General features: G+C 62.0%; 14 protein-coding genes. 11 read left to right on the top strand and 3 right to left on the bottom strand.

The features are described 5' to 3' along the window. The first annotated feature begins 62 nt into the window (after nucleotides 1–62). From rseP to accA, 10 genes are all read left to right on the top strand, one after another. Nucleotides 63–1,415, top strand: coding sequence for a sigma E protease regulator RseP (gene rseP / locus J9889_RS05865; RefSeq protein ID WP_210556121.1), 1,353 nt, complete (start codon nucleotides 63–65; stop codon nucleotides 1,413–1,415). A gap of 34 nt (nucleotides 1,416–1,449) precedes the next feature. Next, complete coding sequence (bamA, locus tag J9889_RS05870; protein WP_103255025.1) at nucleotides 1,450–3,873, top strand: outer membrane protein assembly factor BamA; 2,424 nt, start codon at nucleotides 1,450–1,452, stop codon at nucleotides 3,871–3,873. A 145-nt stretch (nucleotides 3,874–4,018) separates the two neighbouring features. Then, a complete protein-coding gene (locus J9889_RS05875) occupies nucleotides 4,019–4,531 on the top strand; it encodes an OmpH family outer membrane protein (protein ID WP_029313943.1) in 513 nt (170 codons plus the stop codon). A gap of 3 nt (nucleotides 4,532–4,534) precedes the next feature. Then, nucleotides 4,535–5,554 carry a UDP-3-O-(3-hydroxymyristoyl)glucosamine N-acyltransferase gene (gene lpxD / locus J9889_RS05880; RefSeq protein ID WP_039039449.1) on the top strand — a complete coding sequence of 340 codons (1,020 nt, stop codon included), beginning with the start codon at nucleotides 4,535–4,537 and terminating at the stop codon, nucleotides 5,552–5,554. Between the two features lie 24 nt (nucleotides 5,555–5,578). Beyond that, on the top strand, nucleotides 5,579–6,040 hold the full coding sequence (gene fabZ, locus J9889_RS05885) for a 3-hydroxyacyl-ACP dehydratase FabZ (protein WP_010673414.1): 462 nt from the start codon (nucleotides 5,579–5,581) through the stop codon (nucleotides 6,038–6,040). Between the two features lie 2 nt (nucleotides 6,041–6,042). Beyond that, the gene (lpxA, locus tag J9889_RS05890; protein ID WP_010673415.1) at nucleotides 6,043–6,834 is read left to right on the top strand and encodes an acyl-ACP--UDP-N-acetylglucosamine O-acyltransferase; all 792 of its coding nucleotides are present in this window, start codon (nucleotides 6,043–6,045) and stop codon (nucleotides 6,832–6,834) included. Further along, entirely contained in the window at nucleotides 6,827–7,966 is a 1,140-nt protein-coding gene (gene lpxB / locus J9889_RS05895; protein WP_210556122.1) for a lipid-A-disaccharide synthase, read from the top strand. The genes lpxA and lpxB overlap by 8 nt, the downstream gene beginning before the upstream one ends. 78 nt (nucleotides 7,967–8,044) lie before the next feature. After that, entirely contained in the window at nucleotides 8,045–8,635 is a 591-nt protein-coding gene (gene rnhB / locus J9889_RS05900; RefSeq protein WP_104451736.1) for a ribonuclease HII, read from the top strand. 53 nt (nucleotides 8,636–8,688) lie between these two features. Beyond that, nucleotides 8,689–12,168: a DNA polymerase III subunit alpha gene (dnaE, locus tag J9889_RS05905; protein WP_042015569.1), complete on the top strand. Its 3,480-nt coding sequence runs from the start codon at nucleotides 8,689–8,691 to the stop codon at nucleotides 12,166–12,168. A gap of 16 nt (nucleotides 12,169–12,184) precedes the next feature. Next, nucleotides 12,185–13,135, top strand: coding sequence for an acetyl-CoA carboxylase carboxyl transferase subunit alpha (accA, locus tag J9889_RS05910; RefSeq protein ID WP_010673419.1), 951 nt, complete (start codon nucleotides 12,185–12,187; stop codon nucleotides 13,133–13,135). A gap of 298 nt (nucleotides 13,136–13,433) precedes the next feature. Here the strand turns inward: accA and J9889_RS05915 are convergent, their stop codons facing one another. Both J9889_RS05915 and J9889_RS05920 read right to left on the bottom strand, forming a co-directional pair. Next, nucleotides 13,434–14,825: an MATE family efflux transporter gene (locus J9889_RS05915; RefSeq protein WP_210556123.1), complete on the bottom strand. Its 1,392-nt coding sequence runs from the start codon at nucleotides 14,823–14,825 to the stop codon at nucleotides 13,434–13,436. A 106-nt stretch (nucleotides 14,826–14,931) separates the two neighbouring features. Next, on the bottom strand, nucleotides 14,932–15,837 hold the full coding sequence (locus J9889_RS05920) for a LysR family transcriptional regulator (protein WP_210556125.1): 906 nt from the start codon (nucleotides 15,835–15,837) through the stop codon (nucleotides 14,932–14,934). A 496-nt stretch (nucleotides 15,838–16,333) separates the two neighbouring features. Between J9889_RS05920 and J9889_RS05925 the strand changes: the two genes are divergently transcribed. Further along, a complete protein-coding gene (locus J9889_RS05925) occupies nucleotides 16,334–17,626 on the top strand; it encodes an HAAAP family serine/threonine permease (protein ID WP_039039437.1) in 1,293 nt (430 codons plus the stop codon). A 9-nt stretch (nucleotides 17,627–17,635) separates the two neighbouring features. On the opposite strand, the gene J9889_RS05930 is transcribed toward J9889_RS05925, so the two are convergent. Further along, nucleotides 17,636–17,815: hypothetical protein (locus J9889_RS05930; RefSeq protein WP_210556124.1), on the bottom strand; the 180-nt coding region annotated here is incomplete at its 5' end.

A 17,815-nucleotide genomic window follows, 5' to 3' on the forward strand; every position in this document is an offset into this window, starting at 1 on the left:
CAGCCAGCCCCTCTCCATGCTCTCGAGCGCAGGACTGGACATGACCGCGAGGTACGCGGCTGATGGGCGGGCTTCTGTGGAATATCGGCGCCTTCATCGTGGCCCTCGGGCTGCTGGTGGCGGTGCATGAATTTGGCCACTTCTGGGTGGCTCGTCGTTGCGGCGTCAAGGTGGAGCGCTTCTCCATCGGCTTTGGCAAGGCCATCTGGCGTCGCCTTGGCAAGGATGGCACCGAATACGTGCTGGCCCTGATCCCCCTTGGCGGTTACGTCAAGATGCTGGATGGCCGGGTCGATGAACTCAAACCCGGGGAGGAGGCGCAGGCCTTCAACCACAAGAGCGTCTGGGCCCGGATGGCCATCGTCGCGGCCGGCCCCATGGCGAACTTCGTGTTCGCCCTGTTCGCCTTCTGGCTGATGTTCATGATAGGGGTGCCGAGCGTCAAACCCGTGGTGGGCGAGGTGCGTCCCGCCTCCATCGTGGCAGAGGCCGGCATCCTGCCAGGCATGGAGATCGTCGGCGTCGGCGGCGAGGAGACCGGTGACTGGGAGAGCGTCACCTACGCCCTCATCAGCCACCTTGGTGATGACTCGGTCAAGCTCAAGCTCAAGGCGGCCAATACCAGCTATGCAGTGGACAAGACCCTGCAGCTGGCAGGCTGGAAGTTTGACCCCGACAAGGAGTCTCCCATTGGCAGCCTCGGGATAGTGCCCCTCGGTGGCAAGGTGCTGCCCGTGGTGGAGGCCGTGGTGCCATCGAGCGCCAGCGAGAAGGCTGGCCTTCAGATAGGGGATCGCATCAAGGGGGTCGATGGAGAGGCCATCACCGAATGGGCCCAGTTTGTCGAGCGTGTCCAGCAGTCACCGGCGCAGCCGCTGCAGGTGACGGTGGAGCGCGGGGGCAGCGAGATGACCCTGACCCTGACCCCGGACGGGAAGAAAGTGAAGGGCCAGCTGGTCGGTTTTGTGGGCTTGTCGCCGCAACTGGTTCCATTACCGGATGAGTATCGAACTCTGTTACAGTATGGGCCTTTGCAAGCCCTGTGGCATGGGGTCCAGAAGACCTGGAGCCTGATCACCCTGACCTTCGACATGATAGGCAAGCTGATCGGTGGCATCGTCTCTTTGGACAACCTGAGCGGCCCCATCTCCATCGCCAAGGGGGCCGGCAGCAGCGCCGATTACGGGTTGGTCTATTTCCTCGGATTCCTGGCGCTCATCAGCGTCAACCTGGGGATCATCAACCTGTTCCCCCTGCCGGTGCTCGATGGCGGCCATCTGGTCTATTTCCTCATCGAGGCGATCACCGGCAAGCCGGTATCGGAAAAAATTCAGGAAGTTGGGTTCAGGATAGGCGCCGCCATTCTGATGTTACTGATGGGCATTGCGCTGTTTAATGATTTCGCTCGCCTCTGAGGCCAGAGCATCAACAAGGACACATAAGAACAAAATGGCTGTTAAAAAAGCATTGGTGTTGAGTTGCCTGCTGGGGGCCAGCTTCCTGGCTCAGGCTGCCCCGGCCTCTTTTGTGGTGCAAGACATTCAGGTCGAGGGCCTGCAGCGGGTGACCCTGGGTGCCGCCCTGTTGAATCTGCCGGTGCGGGTCGGTGATTCCGTCGACTCCGTGTCCTTGGCGAACGCCATCAAGAAGCTCTATGCCTCCGGCAACTTCGAGGACGTCAAGGTCTATCGCGACGGTCAGGTGCTGCAAGTGGTGGTCAAGGAGCGCCCGACCATCTCCAGCATCGAGTTCTCCGGCAACAAGGATATCAAGGAAGAGCAACTGACCCAGAGCCTGGAATCCTCCGGGATCCGCGTGGGTGATCCGCTGGATCGCACTGTGCTGAGCTCCCTCGAGAAAGGGCTGGAAGATTTCTACTACGGCGTGGGCAAGTACTCCGCCAAGGTCAAGGCCATCGTCACCCCGCTGCCGCGCAACCGGGTCGACCTCAAGTTCACCTTCGTGGAAGGGGAAGCGGCCAAGATCCAGCAGATCAACATCGTCGGCAACAACGTCTTCCCGGAAGAGAAGCTGCTGGCCCAGCTCTCCCTCAAGGACGACGTGCCCTGGTGGAACTTCACCGGCGATCAGCGCTACCAGAAGCAGAAGCTGGCCGGTGACATCGAAGTGCTGCGCTCCTACTACATGGACCGCGGCTACATCCGCTTCACCCAGGAGTCCACCCAGGTCTCCATGACCCCGGACAAGAAGGGGGTCTATGTCACCCTCAACGTCAAGGAAGGGGAGCAGTACAAGGTTTCCGGTATCCAGCTCAAGGGCGACCTCATCGACCGCGGCGGCGAAATGAAGGGCCTCATCCCCATCGAGGCGGGCAGCGTCTACTCCGCCAGCCAGGTGACCCATACCGAAGAGGTGCTCTCCAAGTTCCTCGGCCGTTACGGCTACGCCTATCCGAAAGTGGTCACCTTCCCCCAGATCAACGACCAGACCAAGGAAGTGGAGCTCATCGTCAACGTGGAGCCGGGTCCCCGGGTCTATGTGCGCAACATCAACTTCAGCGGCAACGTCACCACCAAGGACGAAGTGCTACGTCGCGAGATGCGCCAGATGGAGGGCACCTGGCTCTCCTCCGACAACGTCGAGCAGTCCAAGACCCGTCTGAACCGCCTCGGCTTCTTCGAGACCGCGGAAGTGGACACCAAGCGGGTGCCGGGCAGCGATGACCAGGTCGATCTGGACTTCAAGGTCAAGGAGCAGCCGGCGGGGTCCATCAACGCCGGTATCGGCTACGGCACCGAGTCGGGTCTGAGCCTGCAGGCGGGTCTGCAGCAGGACAACTTCATGGGGACCGGCAAGAAGATCGGCATCAACGCCAGCACCAACGACTACTCCAAGAGCGTCGACCTGAGCTATAACGACCCCTACTTCACCGTGGACGGGGTGAGCCTGGGCGGCCGTCTCTACTACAACAAGTTCAGTGCGGCCGACGCCAACATCGTGGACTACGAGAACACCACCGTCGGTTTCCGTCTCTCCAGCGGCTTCCCGGTCAACGAGAACAACCGTCTCGACTTCAGCCTGGGCTACGAGAACAACAAACTCTCCCAGCCCAACCCCTATGTACAGGTGGACGAGTTCTGGAAGGTCTACAACGGCAATCTGGATGGCGACAACCGCATGGTGTTCAACACCGTGGACGTCACCGCCGGCTGGACCCGCTCCACCCTCAACAAGGGTCAGTTCCCGACCGCGGGGGACCGCCAGCGGGTGAACGCCAAGGTGACTGTGCCCGGCATGGATCTGCAGTACTTCAAGCTCAACGCCGAAGATGCTCACTACTTCCCGTTTGATGCCGACCACAAGTGGGTCATGCTGGCCAAGGCCCGCGCCTCCTACGGCGACGGCTACGGCAGCAATGGCGATTACGAGCACGTCCTGCCGTTCTTCGAGAACTACTACGCCGGTGGCTTCGACACCCTGCGTGGCTTCAAGAGCAACACCGTGGGTCCGAAGGCACTCTACTACTACAACCTGGGCGGCAACGACGTCATCCAGGGCACTGACAGCTCGGTCGGGGGCAACGCCCTGGCGGTGGCCTCGCTGGAAATGATCGTGCCGACGCCCTTTGCCTCCGAGACCTATCAGCCCCAGCTGCGGACCAGTTTCTTCATCGACGCCGGTTCCGTGTGGGATACCCACTTCGACTACAGCCAGTATCAGAACCGTTGCTTCAGTGGTTGCAACTATCTGATGGACTACTCCGACCCGAGCAACATCCGGATGTCGACCGGTCTGTCGCTGCAGTGGCTCTCTCCCATGGGCCCGCTGGTGTTCGTGCTGGCAAGACCAATCAAGAAATACGAAGGGGACGACACCGAAGTCTTCTCCTTCAACATCGGCCGTACCTTCTAAGGGGAGCGGACGCCCCCCGCCATGGCGGGGGAAGCATGATGGGTCGCGCGTTTGCGTGCCTCACCAGGTAACAAGACGATCTCGTGGATCGCTTGCACAATCAGGTAAATCAGGTAGCCCTCGACCGAGGGACCAAGGAGTAAGTGTGAATAAAGCGTTGAAAGTAGCTGGTTTGAGCTTTGCACTGATGGCTGCCGGCATGGGTTCTGCCTTCGCTGAGACCAAGATTGCCGTGGTCGACATGGGCGAAGTCTTCCAAAAGCTGCCCCAGCGTGAAGCCGTTGCCAAGAAGCTGAAGGGCGAGTTCGAGCCGCGCATGCGTGAACTGCAGAAGCTGGAGTCTGACGGTCAGGCACTGGTCGAGAAGTTCAAGAAGGACGAAGCCTTCATGAGCGCCGAACAGAAGAAGCAGAGCCAGGAGAAGCTGGCCAAGCTGCAGATGGAATTCAACCAGAAGCGTCAGGCGTTTGAACAGGACAACGGTCGCCGTCAGTCCGAAGAGCGCAACAAGATCCTGACCAAGGTGCAGGCTGCCATTGACGCCATCGCCAAGAGCAATGGCTACGATCTGGTGCTGGAGCGCAACGCTGCCCCTTATGCAGCCAGCAAGCTGGACATCTCCGGCCAGGTTATTTCTCAGGTTAGCAAGAGCAACTAATTGATGGCATTCACTCTCGCACAGCTGGCCCAGCAACTGGGGGCCGAGGTCCATGGGGATGGGACCCGGGAAATTCGCAAGGTCGCGACACTGGAAAAAGCCGGGGAGGGGGAGATAGCCTTCCTGTCCAACAAGAAGTACCGGCATTTTCTGGAGCAGAGCAAGGCCACTGCCGTGCTCATCACCGAGGCAGACCTGCCGTTTTGCCCCACCAACGCCCTGGTGCTAAAGGACCCCTACGTGGGCTTTGCACGGGTTGCCCAACTGCTGGACACCACCCCGCAGCCGGCCATGGATATCCATCCGAGCGCCGTCATCGCGGCTGACGTGCAACTGGGCGAGAGAGTGGCCATCGGTGCCAATGCGGTGATCGAATCCGGCGTCGTGCTGGGTGACGATGTGCGCATCGGCCCGGGCTGTTTCGTTGGCAAGGATACCCGACTGGGAGCGCGCTCCCGGTTGTGGGCCAACGTCACCCTCTATCACAACGTGACCCTGGGCACGGACTGTCTGGTACAGGCCGGCACCGTGATCGGGGCAGACGGTTTCGGTTATGCCAACGAGCGCGGCGAATGGATCAAGATCCCCCAGCTTGGTGGCGTGACCATCGGCAACCGGGTCGAGATCGGTGCCTGCACCACCATCGACCGCGGTGCGCTGGAAGATACCCGCATCGCTGACAACGTCATCATCGACAACCAGTGCCAGATCGCCCACAACGTCGAGATCGGCTACGGCACTGCCGTGGCGGGCTCCACCGTGATGGCCGGTAGTCTCAAGGTCGGCAAATACTGTATCATTGGTGGTGCCTCCGTCTTTAACGGGCACATGGAGATCTGCGACCAGGCCACCGTCACCGGCATGGCCATGGTGATGCGTCCCATCACCGAGCCCGGTATCTACTCTTCCGGCATCCCCCTGCAAACCAATAAAGAGTGGCGCAAGACTGCCGCCCGGGTGATGCGTATCGAAGAGATGCACAAGCGGTTGAGCAAGCTTGAGAAAAAGCTGGATCAAGAATAATCACGATTGGTATAGGGTACTGTTTTGACTACTGAAAAGAAGAGCCTGGGCATCCAGGAAATCATGGATCTGCTGCCCCACCGTTATCCGTTCCTGATGGTGGACAAGGTGGAAAACTACGAGATCAGCGATGAGCGCAAGACCCTGCGCGCCATCAAGAACGTCTCGTTCAACGAGCCGATCTTCCAGGGCCACTTCCCGGCCAAGCCGGTCTTCCCCGGCGTGCTGATCCTGGAAGCCATGGCCCAGGCCACCGGTATCCTGGCCTTCACCATGGTGGGCAAGCCGTCACCCAACGAGCTCTATTACTTTGCCTCCATCGACAATGCCCGCTTCAAGCGCCCGGTGGGCCCCGGCGATCAGCTGGTGCTGGATGTGGAGTTCCTGAAGGAGCGTCGCGGCATCGCCAAGTTCACCGGTGTCGCCACCGTCGACGGTGAAGTGGTCTGTACTGCCGAACTGATGTGCGCCAAGCGCGAGGTATAACCGTGATCGATCAGACTGCCATCATCCACGACACCGCCATCGTCCATGAGTCTGCCGTCATCGGCAAAGGGGTTGAAATCGGCCCCTTCACCGTCATCGGCGCCGAGGTGGAAATCGGTGACAACACCTGGGTGAGCTCCCACGTGGTGATCAAGGGCCCGACCAAGATCGGTCGCGGCAACAAGATCTTCCAGCACACCTCCATCGGTGAGGATTGCCAGGACAAGAAGTACGCCGGCGAGCGCACCTTCCTCGAGATCGGCGACAACAACGTGTTTCGCGAGAACTGCACCGTGCACCGCGGTACCACCCAGGACCAGAGCCTGACCAAGGTGGGTAGCGGCAACCTGTTCATGGTCAACGTTCACGTGGCCCACGACTGCATCATCGGTGACAACTGCATCTTCGCCAACAACGCCACCCTGGCGGGCCATGTGCACATCGGTGACTTCGTGATCTTCGGCGGTCTGTCTGCCATTCACCAGTTCGGCCGCGTCGGCTCCCACGCCTTCGTCGGCGGCTGCGCTGCCCTGAACAAGGACGTGCCGCCCTACGTGATGGCCGCCGGCAACTACGCCAAGCCGTTCGGGGTCAACTCCGAAGGCCTACGTCGTCGTGGCTTCAGCGCCGAGGCGATCTCCGCCGTCAAGCGCGCCTACAAGGAGATCTTCCGCTCCGGCAAGACCATTGAAGAGGTGTTGCCCGTGCTGAGCGAGATGGCCCAGAGCGAACCGGCCATCCAGCTCTATGTGGATTTCCTCAAGGACAACGAGCGCGGGATCATCCGTGCCTGATCCCATTCGCATCGGCATCGTCGCCGGAGAGACCTCCGGCGACATCCTGGCCGCAGGGCTGGTGCGCGAACTGCAAGCCCGCTACCCGGATGCGCAGTTCGAAGGGATCGCCGGGCCGCGGATGCAGGCTCTCGGCGTGAAGGCGCTGTTCGAGATGGAGGAGCTCTCCGTCATGGGCATCACCGAGGTGCTGGGCCGTCTGCCCCGCATCCTCCAGGTGCGCCGCGAACTGCTGCGCCACTTCATCGCCAATCCCCCCGACATCTTCGTCGGTGTGGATGCACCGGATTTCAATATCGGGGTGGAGCTGAAACTGCGCCGCGCCGGTATCAAGACGGTCCACTATGTCAGTCCCTCCGTCTGGGCCTGGCGTCAGGGCCGCATTCACAAGATCAAGGCGGCCACCGACATGGTGCTCGCCTTCCTGCCGTTCGAGAAAGCCTTCTACGACCGTTTCGATGCCCCCTGTCGCTTCGTCGGCCATACCATGGCGGACGACATTCCCCTGGTGCCGGATCAAGGGGCGGTGCGCGAGGCCCTTGGCATCGATCCCGCCCGTCGCTGGCTGGCGGTACTGCCGGGGAGTCGCACGGCGGAAGTGGGCTTCATGGCGCCGGTCTTCCTCGAGGCGTGCAAGCACCTGACGGTGCACAACCCGGATCTCGGTTTCATCGTGCCTCTGGTCAACCAGAAACGGCGCGAGCAGTTCCTCGCCATCAAGGCCGAGGTGGCTCCGGAGCTCGACATTGTGCTGCTGGACGGCCAGGGCCGCGAGGCCATGATTGCCGCCGACGTGGTGATGCTCGCCTCCGGCACCGCGGCCCTCGAGGCCATGCTGGTGAAAAAGCCCATGGTGGTCGGTTACAAGCTCAAATCCTTCAGCTACTTGCTGGCCCAGTGGCTGGTGAAGACGGATTATGTCTCCCTGCCGAACCTGCTGGCGGACAAGATGCTGGTGCCCGAGCTCATCCAGCACGAGTGCACCCCGGCCAACCTGGTGGAAGAGGTGAGCAAGCTGCTGGACCATGACAACAGCGAGCTCATCGCCACCTTCACCCGGTTGCACGAGAAGATCCGCTGCAATGCGGATGTGCAGGCAGCGGAAGCGGTTGCCGCGCTGCTGGAACGCTAGTGGGCCCTGCCTGTGTGTCAGGCGTGATGTTGTGCTGATACTGGCCCTGCGGGGCCGGTTTTGATTCAAGGCTATGAGATGACAATCGATATTCCCGAAGACAAGCTGATTGCCGGAGTGGACGAGGTGGGTCGCGGCCCCCTGGTGGGTGACGTGGTCACCGCCGCGGTGATCCTGGATCCTGCCAATCCCATCCTTGGCCTCGCCGACTCCAAGAAGCTCTCCGAGAAGAAGCGCCTCGCCCTGTTTGGCGAGATCAAAGAGAAGGCGCTGGCCTATGCCATCGGCCGCGCCAGCCCGGCGGAAATCGACGAACTCAACATCCTGCACGCCACCATGCTGGCGATGCAGCGCGCCGTGGCGGGGCTCAAGGTGACGCCCGAGCTGGTCTTCATCGACGGCAACCGCTGCCCCAGATTGCCGATGGAGGCCCGCGCCGTGGTCAAGGGGGACAGCCTGGTGGCCGCCATCAGCGCCGCCTCCATCCTCGCCAAGGTGACCCGGGACGCCGAGATGACCGAGCTGGACAGCCGCCATCCCGAGTACGGTTTCGCCCGCCACAAGGGCTACCCGACGGCGGAGCACCTCGCCATTCTGGCCGAACGGGGCCCGCTGCTCGAATACCGTCAGAGCTTCAAGCCGGTGCGCCGCGCCCTGGGGATCGAATAACCGATGCCGATCTGTCTGAACGATTTCTGCTTGCGCAATGAGAGGGCGTGACCATGGCTGATCCCCGTTTCATCCACCTGAGGGTGCACTCCGACTTCTCCATGGTCGACGGCCTGCAGAAGATCGGTCCCATCGTCTCCGCTGCCGCCGCCAACAACATGCCGGCCCTGGCCCTGACGGACCAGATGAACATGTGCGGCCTGGTGCGCTTCTACGGCTCTGCCCACGGCAAGGGGATCAAGCCCCTGGTCGGGGCGGATTTCTGGGTGCAGAGCGACGAGCTTGGGGACGAGCAGTTTCGCCTCACCCTGCTCGCCATGGACAACGACGGCTACCAGAACATCACCCTGCTCATCTCCCGCGGCTATCAGCGCGGTCATGTGCAGGGGCGCCCCGTCATCGACAAGGCCTGGCTTGGCGAACATGCCAAGGGGGTGATCGTCCTCTCCGGCGGGCGCGAGGGGGATGTGGGCAAGTTCCTGCTCAAGGGCAACCGCCAGATGGTGGAGCATTGCCTCGCCTTCTACCAGACCCACTTCCCGGATGCCTACTACCTTGAGCTGCTGCGTACCGGCCGCCCGGACGAGGAGGTCTACCTCCACATGGCGGTGGCCATTGCCACCGAGTTCGAACTGCCGGTGGTGGCCACCAACGAGGTGGTGTTCCTCACCGCCGATGACTTCGATGCCCACGAGATCCGGGTCGCCATCCACGACGGCTACACCCTGATGGACAAGCGCCGACCGCGCCGCTACAGCCCCCAGCAGTACCTGCGCAGTCAGGAGGAGATGGCGGAGCTGTTTGCCGACATCCCGGAAGCCCTGGAAAACACGGTGGAGATCGCCAAGCGCTGCAACGTGACGGTGCGCCTTGGCGAGTATTTCCTGCCCAACTTCCCCACCGGCGACATGACCACCGAAGACTTCCTGGTCATGAAGTCGAAGGAAGGGCTGGAGGAGCGGCTGGCCTTCCTGTTCCCGGATCCGGCGGTGCGGGCCGAGCGCCGTCCCGAGTATGACGAGCGTCTCGACATCGAGCTCAAAGTGATCAACCAGATGGGCTTCCCGGGTTACTTCCTCATCGTGATGGAGTTTATCCAGTGGTCCAAGGACAACGGCATCCCCGTCGGTCCGGGCCGGGGCTCGGGGGCGGGGTCGCTGGTGGCCTACGCCCTCAAGATCACCGATCTCGATCCGCTGGAATTTGACCTGCTGTTCGAACGTTTCTTGAACCCCGAGCGGGTCTCCATGCCCGACTTCGACGTCGACTTCTGTATGGACAGGCGCGACGAGGTGATCGATCACGTCTCCGAGATGTATGGCCGGGAGGCGGTGTCCCAGATCATCACCTTCGGCAGCATGGCAGCCAAGGCGGTGGTGCGGGACGTCGGCCGGGTGCTGGGCCACGCCTACGGCTTTGTCGATCGCATCTCCAAGCTGATCCCGCCCGACCCCGGCATGACCCTCGCCAAGGCGTTCGAAGCCGAGCCCAAGTTGCCGGAGCTCTACGAGCAGGACGAGGAGGTCAAGGACCTCATCGACATGGCCCGCCGCCTGGAAGGGGTGGTGCGCAACGCCGGCAAGCACGCCGGTGGCGTGGTGATCGCGCCCACCAAGATCACCGACTTCGCGCCGCTCTATTGCGACGACGAGGGGCATCACCCGGTCACCCAGTTCGACAAGAACGACGTGGAGTATGCCGGGCTGGTGAAGTTCGACTTCCTGGGGCTGCGCACCCTCACCATCATCGACTGGGCGCTCGGCATGATAAACCCGCGCCTTGCCAAAGAGGGCAAGCCGCCGGTGGACATCGCCGCCATCCCCATCGACGACAAGAAGTCGTTCGCCCTCTTGCAGCGTTTCGAGACCACGGCGGTGTTCCAGCTCGAATCCCGCGGCATGAAGGATCTCATCAAGCGGCTGCAGCCCGACTGCTTCGAAGACATGATCGCGCTGGTGGCCCTGTTCCGCCCGGGCCCGCTCCAGTCGGGCATGGTGGACAACTTCATCGAGCGCAAGCACGGCAAGGAGGCCATCTCCTACCCGGACGAGAAGTGGCAGCACGAAAGCCTCAAACCCATACTCGAGCCCACCTACGGCATCATCCTCTACCAGGAGCAGGTGATGCAGATCGCCCAGACCCTGGCGGGGTATACCCTGGGTGGCGCGGACATGCTGCGCCGGGCCATGGGCAAGAAAAAACCCGAAGAGATGGCCAAGCAGCGGGCGGGCTTCGAGGAGGGGGCGGTCAAGAACGGCGTCGACGGCGAACTGGCGATGAAGATCTTCGATCTGGTGGAGAAGTTTGCGGGCTACGGCTTCAACAAGTCCCACTCCGCTGCCTATGCGCTGGTCTCCTACCAGACCCTCTGGCTCAAGACCCACTTCCCGGCGGAGTTCATGGCGGCGGTGATGACCGCGGACATGGACAACACCGACAAGATAGTGACCCTGGTGGACGAGTGTCAGCGCATGGGGCTGACCGTGATCCCGCCGGACGTCAACACCGGTCGCTACCGCTTCAGCGTCAACGAGGACGGCCACATCGTCTACGGCATCGGCGCGGTGAAGGGGGTAGGGGAAGGGCCCATCGAGGCGATCCTGGACGCGCGGGATCGGGACGGTCCGTTCCGCGACCTGTTCGATTTCTGCAACCGGGTGGACATCAAGAAGCTCAACAAGCGGGTGATGGAGAAGCTCATCCTCTCCGGCGCCATGGACAGGCTCGGCCCCCACCGCGCCGCCCTGATGGCGACCCTGGAGGAGGCGATGCGCGCCGCCGAGCAGCACGCCAAGGCCCAGGCGGTGGGGCAGGTCGACATGTTCGGTGTGCTCACCGAAGAGATCGACGACGTCAAGAAGGCGTTCGCCAACGTGCCGCACTGGCCTGACAAGGTGTGGCTGGAAGGGGAACGGGAGACCCTCGGGCTCTACCTCACCGGTCACCCCATCAACCAGTACAGCAGCGAGCTGCGGCGCTACACCTCGGGCCGACTGTGCGATCTGCATCCCACCTCCCGGGATACGGTGACCACGGCGGCGGGGTTGGTGATCGCGGCGCGCAGCATGGTGACCAAGCGCGGCAACAAGATGGGGATCTTCACCCTGGACGACAGATCCGGCCGTCTGGATGTGACCCTTTTCAGTGAAGCGCTGGAAAAATACGAAGAATTGATGCAAAAAGACCGTATTTTAGTGGTTTCTGGACAGGTCAGCTTTGATGACTTCTCCGGTGGCCTTAAAATGTCGGCCCGCGAGTTGCTGGATATCAACGATGCGAGGGAGCGTTTTGCCAGGGCAATCCGCATCTCCCTCGATGAACAACGCATTGACGAGCGCTTTTTCCCGCGTTTGTGCGAGATTTTGGAGCCCGCCCGTGCCGGAGTCTGTCCGGTTCAGGTAAACTATCGTCGCCCCGGTTCCCGGGTGCGATTGACGCTCGGTACCGAGTGGCGGGTGACGCCCACCGATCAACTGATAGATGACTTGCGAGTCCTGCTTGGACGAGAGCGGGTTGAATTGGTTTTTGATTAGAGGATCTATTGTCCCTATGAGTCTTTTTCTGGATTTTGAACAGCCGATCGCCGAGTTGCAGGCACAGATCGATGAACTGCGCCATGTGAGCGAGCACAACAGTGCCGTGGATCTCAGCGAAGACATTCGCCGGCTGGAGAAGAAAAACGAAGAGCTGACCAAGAAGATCTTCGGCGATCTGGGGGCCTGGCAGGTATCCCAGATGGCACGTCATCCCCAGCGCCCCTACACCCTCGACTACATCGAGCAGATCTTCACCGATTTCGACGAGCTGGCCGGGGATCGCGCCTATGCCGATGACAAGGCCATCGTCGGCGGCATCGCCCGTCTCGACGGCGAGCCCGTGATGATCATCGGTCACCAGAAGGGTCGCGAGACCAAGGAGAAGATCAAGCGCAACTTCGGCATGCCGCGTCCGGAAGGGTACCGCAAGGCCCTGCGCCTGATGGAGATGGCCGAGCGCTTCAAGATGCCGATCATCACCTTCATCGACACCCCGGGTGCCTACCCTGGCGTGGGTGCCGAGGAGCGTGGCCAGTCCGAAGCCATCGCCCGCAACCTGAAAGTCATGGCCGGCCTGACCGTGCCGGTGGTCTGCACCGTGATCGGTGAAGGCGGCTCCGGCGGCGCCCTCGCCATCGGCGTGGGCGATCGGGTCAACATGCTGCAATACTCCACCTACTCCGTCATCTCCCCGGAAGGGTGCGCCTCCATCCTGTGGAAGAGCGCCGAGAAGGCCTCGGTGGCGGCGGATGCCATGGGCATCACCGCCCAGCGCCTGAAGGAGCTGAAGCTCATCGACAACATCGTCGAGGAGCCCCTCGGCGGTGCCCACCGCGACGTGGAGAAGATGGCCAAGCACCTGAAAGCGCGCATCAAGCAGGATCTGGATGCCCTGCGCCCCCTCGACAGCGAGCAGCTGCTGGAGCAGCGCTACCAGCGTCTGCTGGGTTACGGCTACTGCTGATCTGCCGCTTCCAATAAAAAGTCCCCGCATGCGGCAATGCTGTTCACTTAAGAGAATTTGAGTTCCAGTCCACGTAGTATCAGGACAAAAAAGCGAGGGAGGCATGATGCCTCCCTCTTTCTATTGCAAGCCCCGCTGGATAAAGGCTGGAGGAAGATCGACTGGACACAGCCTTGCCCCCTCAACTCAAATCCAATTTATGAATAATCAGTCAAAAAAGTGCTTATCTGAACAGCATTGCCCGCATGCGGGGACTTTTTTTATGGGCGACGTTTGTGGGGGGACGCCGGGGCGGGCCTCAGGGGGCGGTCAGCGCCCGGTGCATACGGACGGAAGCACGCCCTCCGGCAGGGCTCAGGGCCCGCCACTCCCGCCACAGCAGCCAGCACAGGGGGGGCGTCAGCAGCAGCACGGTGGCGGGCTGTGCCATCAAGACCCCGTCGCGCCCCCACCAGAGGGGCAGCAGGAAGATGAGGGGCAGCAGCAGCACCGTCTTGGCCACGGAGATGGCGAGGGCCTGGCGGGTGCGGGCCATGGCCTGCAACAGCACGATGCCGAACATGACGATCCCCTCCAGGGGCAGGGCAGCGAGGTTGAGGGTCAGGCTGCTGATGGCGGCGGCGAGCAGCTCTGCGTCCTGATCCCCGGTGTAGAGCATGGCGACCGGCTGCGGCAGCAGCTGGACAATCAGCCAGACCCCCAGGCCATAGACCAGGGTGATCTTGAGACCCATCGCCATCAGGAACTGGAGGTCGCGATGGCGCCCGGCCCCGGCTGCCTGGCTCACCAGGGGCTGGATGCCAAACGCCAGTCCCTGCAGGATGACGATGAAGACCGCCTCCGTGTACCCCGCCACGGTGAAGCCCGCCAGATCCTTGACCGTGCCGTGCACCATCAGCTGGCTGTTGTGCAGCAGCAACAGCAGCCCCAGATTGAACTGGGCGATGAGGCTCGGCAGCCCGGTGAAGAGCAGGCCGGGCATGGCCGGGAAGCGGGGCACCAGCTGGCGCCAGGTCAGCCGCAACCGGGCGTGGCGGGTGAAGAAGTACCCCAGGCCGAGCAGGCTGACCACGGCCTCCGAGAGGAGGGTGGCCTGGGCCGTGCCGGTGAGGCCGAGCCCGAGCCGGCCCACCATGATGTAGTTGAGCAGGATGTTGAGGAGGGCGCCGCCGCTCACCAGTACCATGGCGAGGCGAGGACGGCCGTCGTTGCGAAGCAGGTAGGGCACCGCCAGGTTGCTGGCGAGCAGCAGGGTGCCACCGCCAATCCAGGTGAGGTAGTCGCTGGCCTGCTGCCAGGTGTCGGTGCCGGGGGCCATTCCCAGGGCCTGCAGGATATCGGTGTGCCAGTGGTGCAGCAGCAGCGGCGCTACCGTGCCCAGGATCAGCAGCAGCCAGAGGGCGCTGACCAGAGCCTGGCGGGCCAGAGCGAGGTTCCTGGCGCCCTGCTGGAAGGAGATGGCGGTGGCGGCCCCCATGGCGATCATGGCGGCGAGGCCGATGAGCACCATGATGACCGGATAGACCAGGTTGATACCGGCAAGGCCGGCGGCCCCCACGTAGTGGCCGACGAAGATGCCGTCCACCAGGTAGTAGGCGCCGGAGACCAGCATGGCCATGACGGAGGGGAGGGCATAGCCCCAGAAACGGCGGGCCATGGCCCGTTGACGCAGGCGGAAGTAGGCGGACATATCTGTACTCGGGAAAAGGGCCGGGATCGAGCAGACAGTCTAGTTTCTTATGGTTTAATTGATAATCAGGCTTTCATTTGATGGATTGCTGAATAAATTTCATCAATCAACGGATCCTGTGATACTCCTTCAGCATGTCGATCAGGGCTCGCAGCCCTTGCCCCAGCTGGTGCCGGCCCGGATAGAAGAGGTTGAACCCGGCAAAGCTGGGGCTCCAGTCATCCAACACGCTCACCAGCCGCCCCGATGCCAGGGCGTCGAACACCTCCCCTTCATGGCAGTAGGCGAGCCCGAGCCCCGCCTCGGCCGCCCCCAGGTAGAGCGCGGGCGTGCTGGTGGTGAGCGGGCCCGTCACTTCGATCTCAAGCAGCTCCCCCTCGGCGGCAAAGGCCCAGCGATAGTGGTGATGGGGCGTGAGCCGATAACCGATGCAGTCGTGCTGGCGCAGATCCGAGGGGTAGCGAGGGGTGCCACGCCGTGCCAGATAGTCGGGGGAGCCCACCACCAGATAGCGCTGCTGCGGGCCCAGGGGAACCGAGATCATCTCCTGGGGCAGCAGGTCGCCATAGAAGAGGGCGGCGTCGTAGCCATCCTCGATGAGGCGGGGCATCAGCTCCAGCTCCTCCACCTCCACCTGCATGCGCGGGTAGCGCACCAGATAGTCGATGAGCACCGGGGCCAGCACTTCCTGGATGGCGGCTCGGGGGGCACAGAGCCTGAGCCTGCCCACGGGTTCGCCCGCGTGGCGCGTCAGCTCCGCCAGCGCCGCCTCCAGTTGCCCCAGGGTTGGCAGCACCTGGGCCAGCAGCCGTTCGCCCGCCTCGGTCGGCACCACGGCCCGTGTGCTGCGATTGAGCAGCCTGACGGCCAGGCGACTCTCCAGCCCTTTGAGGGCATGACTCAGGGCCGAGGCGGAGACCCCGAGCTCGAGGGCGGCCTTGCTGAAACTGCGGTGACGGGCGACGGCGGCAAACACGGCCAGCTCGGCGAGATCGGTGCGGGAGAGGGTCATGGTCGGTACGCAGAAAAGGGGCGGACACAAAGGGTACGCCATGGGGCGACGGGAGACAATCGGGGGGCGATGAGGGGTTTGTGACAAAATTGTTGCGCGTTTCAAGGGTGAGGTGGATCACATCAAAAAGTTTATATGTTAAAAAAAAATCGCAATATGGCGATTGAAGTGTGATCTGAAGCGACGGAAAGGCGATTCCAATCAAACTTTGGTTGATTAATTCAAAAAAACGCTGTGATTAATAGGGCCTTTTAACTAGAGTCATCTCATCGGATGAGGTGAGCGTTATCCCGTTGTTAACGAGCGAGCACGATCCCCTCTGTATTACGACTCCCCGCCCGTGTTTGTTGCAATCAGGTTGCCACAGGGAGTGGTGGCCGGATGGCCGGGGCGGAGGAACAAACAGGACGAATAGCTGGAGTTCCAGGGAAAGGAACCGGGCCCAGGCCCACTGACAAGTTAAGATCCCACTTTCCTTGATGACAGGAACACCCCTATGTCTGACATGAACATTGCAGTTGAAGGCAGCTTGAGCAAAGCCTCCTCCCGTGGCATCAACAAGGCCGACGTGGTCTGGATGCTGGGTCTGTACGGTACCGCCATCGGCGCCGGTGTCCTCTTCCTGCCGATCAATGCCGGTGTCGGTGGCCTGTGGCCGCTGGTCGCCATGCTGATCCTGGCCCTGCCGCTGACCTTCTTCGCCCACCGTGGCCTGACCCGCTTCGTGCTGTCCGGCTCCACCCGTGACGGCGACATCACCGAGGTGGTGGAAGAGCACTTCGGCAAGACCGCAGGCAAGTTCATCACCCTGCTCTACTTCTTCGCCATCTACCCCATCCTGCTGATGTACTCCGTGGCCATCACCAACACCGTCGAGAGCCTGATGGTGCACCAGCTGGGCATGACGGCACCTCCCCGTGCCATCCTCTCCCTGGTGCTGATCCTGGGTCTGATGGCGATCGTTCGCCTGGGCGGCCAGGTCATCGTCAAGGCGATGAGCGTGCTGGTCTTCCCGTTCGTGGTCACCCTGATGGGCCTGGCGGTCTACCTGATCCCGCACTGGAACGGTGCCATCATCACCGAAGCCCCTGCGCTGGGTGAGGCCTTCAACGGCGACTTCATCAAGACCCTGTGGCTGGCCATCCCGGTGATGGTGTTCTCCTTCAACCACTCCCCGATCATCTCCTCCTTCGCGGTGGACAACAAAGGCCGCTACGGCGCCAACGCCGAGAAGAAGTGCAGCAACATCCTGCTGGGCGCCCACGTCATGATGGTGATGACGGTGATGTTCTTCGTGTTCAGCTGCGTGCTGAGCCTCTCCCCGGCTGACCTGGCGGCGGCCAAGGAGCAGAACATCTCCATCCTCTCCTACCTGGCCAACCACTTCGACAACCCGGTGATCGCCACCGTGGCACCGCTCATCGCCATGGTTGCCATCAGCAAGTCCTTCCTGGGTCACTACCTGGGTGCGCAAGAGGGCATGAACGGCCTGATGGCCAAGTCCCTGCGCGAGAAGGGCAAGAACGTCGACGTCAAGCAGCTGAACAAGGTGACCGCGGTCTTCATGATCCTGACCACCTGGGCCGTGGCCACCATCAACCCGAGCATCCTCGGCATGATTGAAGATCTGGGCGGCCCCATCATCGCCATGCTGCTCTTCCTGATGCCGATGTACGCCATCGCCAAGGTGCCGGCCATGCGCAAATATGCCGGCAACCTCAGCAACGGCTTCGTCACCCTCATCGGCCTCATCGCCATGTCCGGTATCATCTACAAGCTGATTGCCTGATGACAGCGTTCATCCCTGTGAGAAAGCCGCCCCCCGGGGCGGTTTTTTTATGGTTCTTCGCGGGATCTTGGGGAAGTGGAAGTTGACAGACAGGGTGCTGGTAAACTGGCTGTCTCCAAACACACCACCACCATCACCCTGCTGTCGCCGTGCATCATATTGATATTGCCTCCTTCTGGCCAGGTTATA

It is taken from the genome of Aeromonas sp. PrichA-15 (genome assembly GCF_017939245.1).
GTDB lineage: Bacteria > Pseudomonadota > Gammaproteobacteria > Enterobacterales > Aeromonadaceae > Aeromonas > Aeromonas caviae.

Bases quoted from the DNA above. Each gene is read 5' to 3' on its own strand.
- rseP (WP_210556121.1), top strand. From the start codon at position 63: ATGGGCGGGCTTCTGTGGAATATCGGCGCCTTCATCGTGGCCCTCGGG.
- bamA (WP_103255025.1), top strand. From the start codon at position 1,450: ATGGCTGTTAAAAAAGCATTGGTGTTGAGTTGCCTGCTGGGGGCCAGC.
- lpxD (WP_039039449.1), top strand. From the start codon at position 4,535: ATGGCATTCACTCTCGCACAGCTGGCCCAGCAACTGGGGGCCGAGGTC.
- rnhB (WP_104451736.1), top strand. From the start codon at position 8,045: ATGACAATCGATATTCCCGAAGACAAGCTGATTGCCGGAGTGGACGAG.
- dnaE (WP_042015569.1), top strand. From the start codon at position 8,689: ATGGCTGATCCCCGTTTCATCCACCTGAGGGTGCACTCCGACTTCTCC.
- accA (WP_010673419.1), top strand. From the start codon at position 12,185: ATGAGTCTTTTTCTGGATTTTGAACAGCCGATCGCCGAGTTGCAGGCA.
- J9889_RS05915 (WP_210556123.1), bottom strand. From the start codon at position 14,825: ATGTCCGCCTACTTCCGCCTGCGTCAACGGGCCATGGCCCGCCGTTTC.
- J9889_RS05920 (WP_210556125.1), bottom strand. From the start codon at position 15,837: ATGACCCTCTCCCGCACCGATCTCGCCGAGCTGGCCGTGTTTGCCGCC.
- J9889_RS05925 (WP_039039437.1), top strand. From the start codon at position 16,334: ATGTCTGACATGAACATTGCAGTTGAAGGCAGCTTGAGCAAAGCCTCC.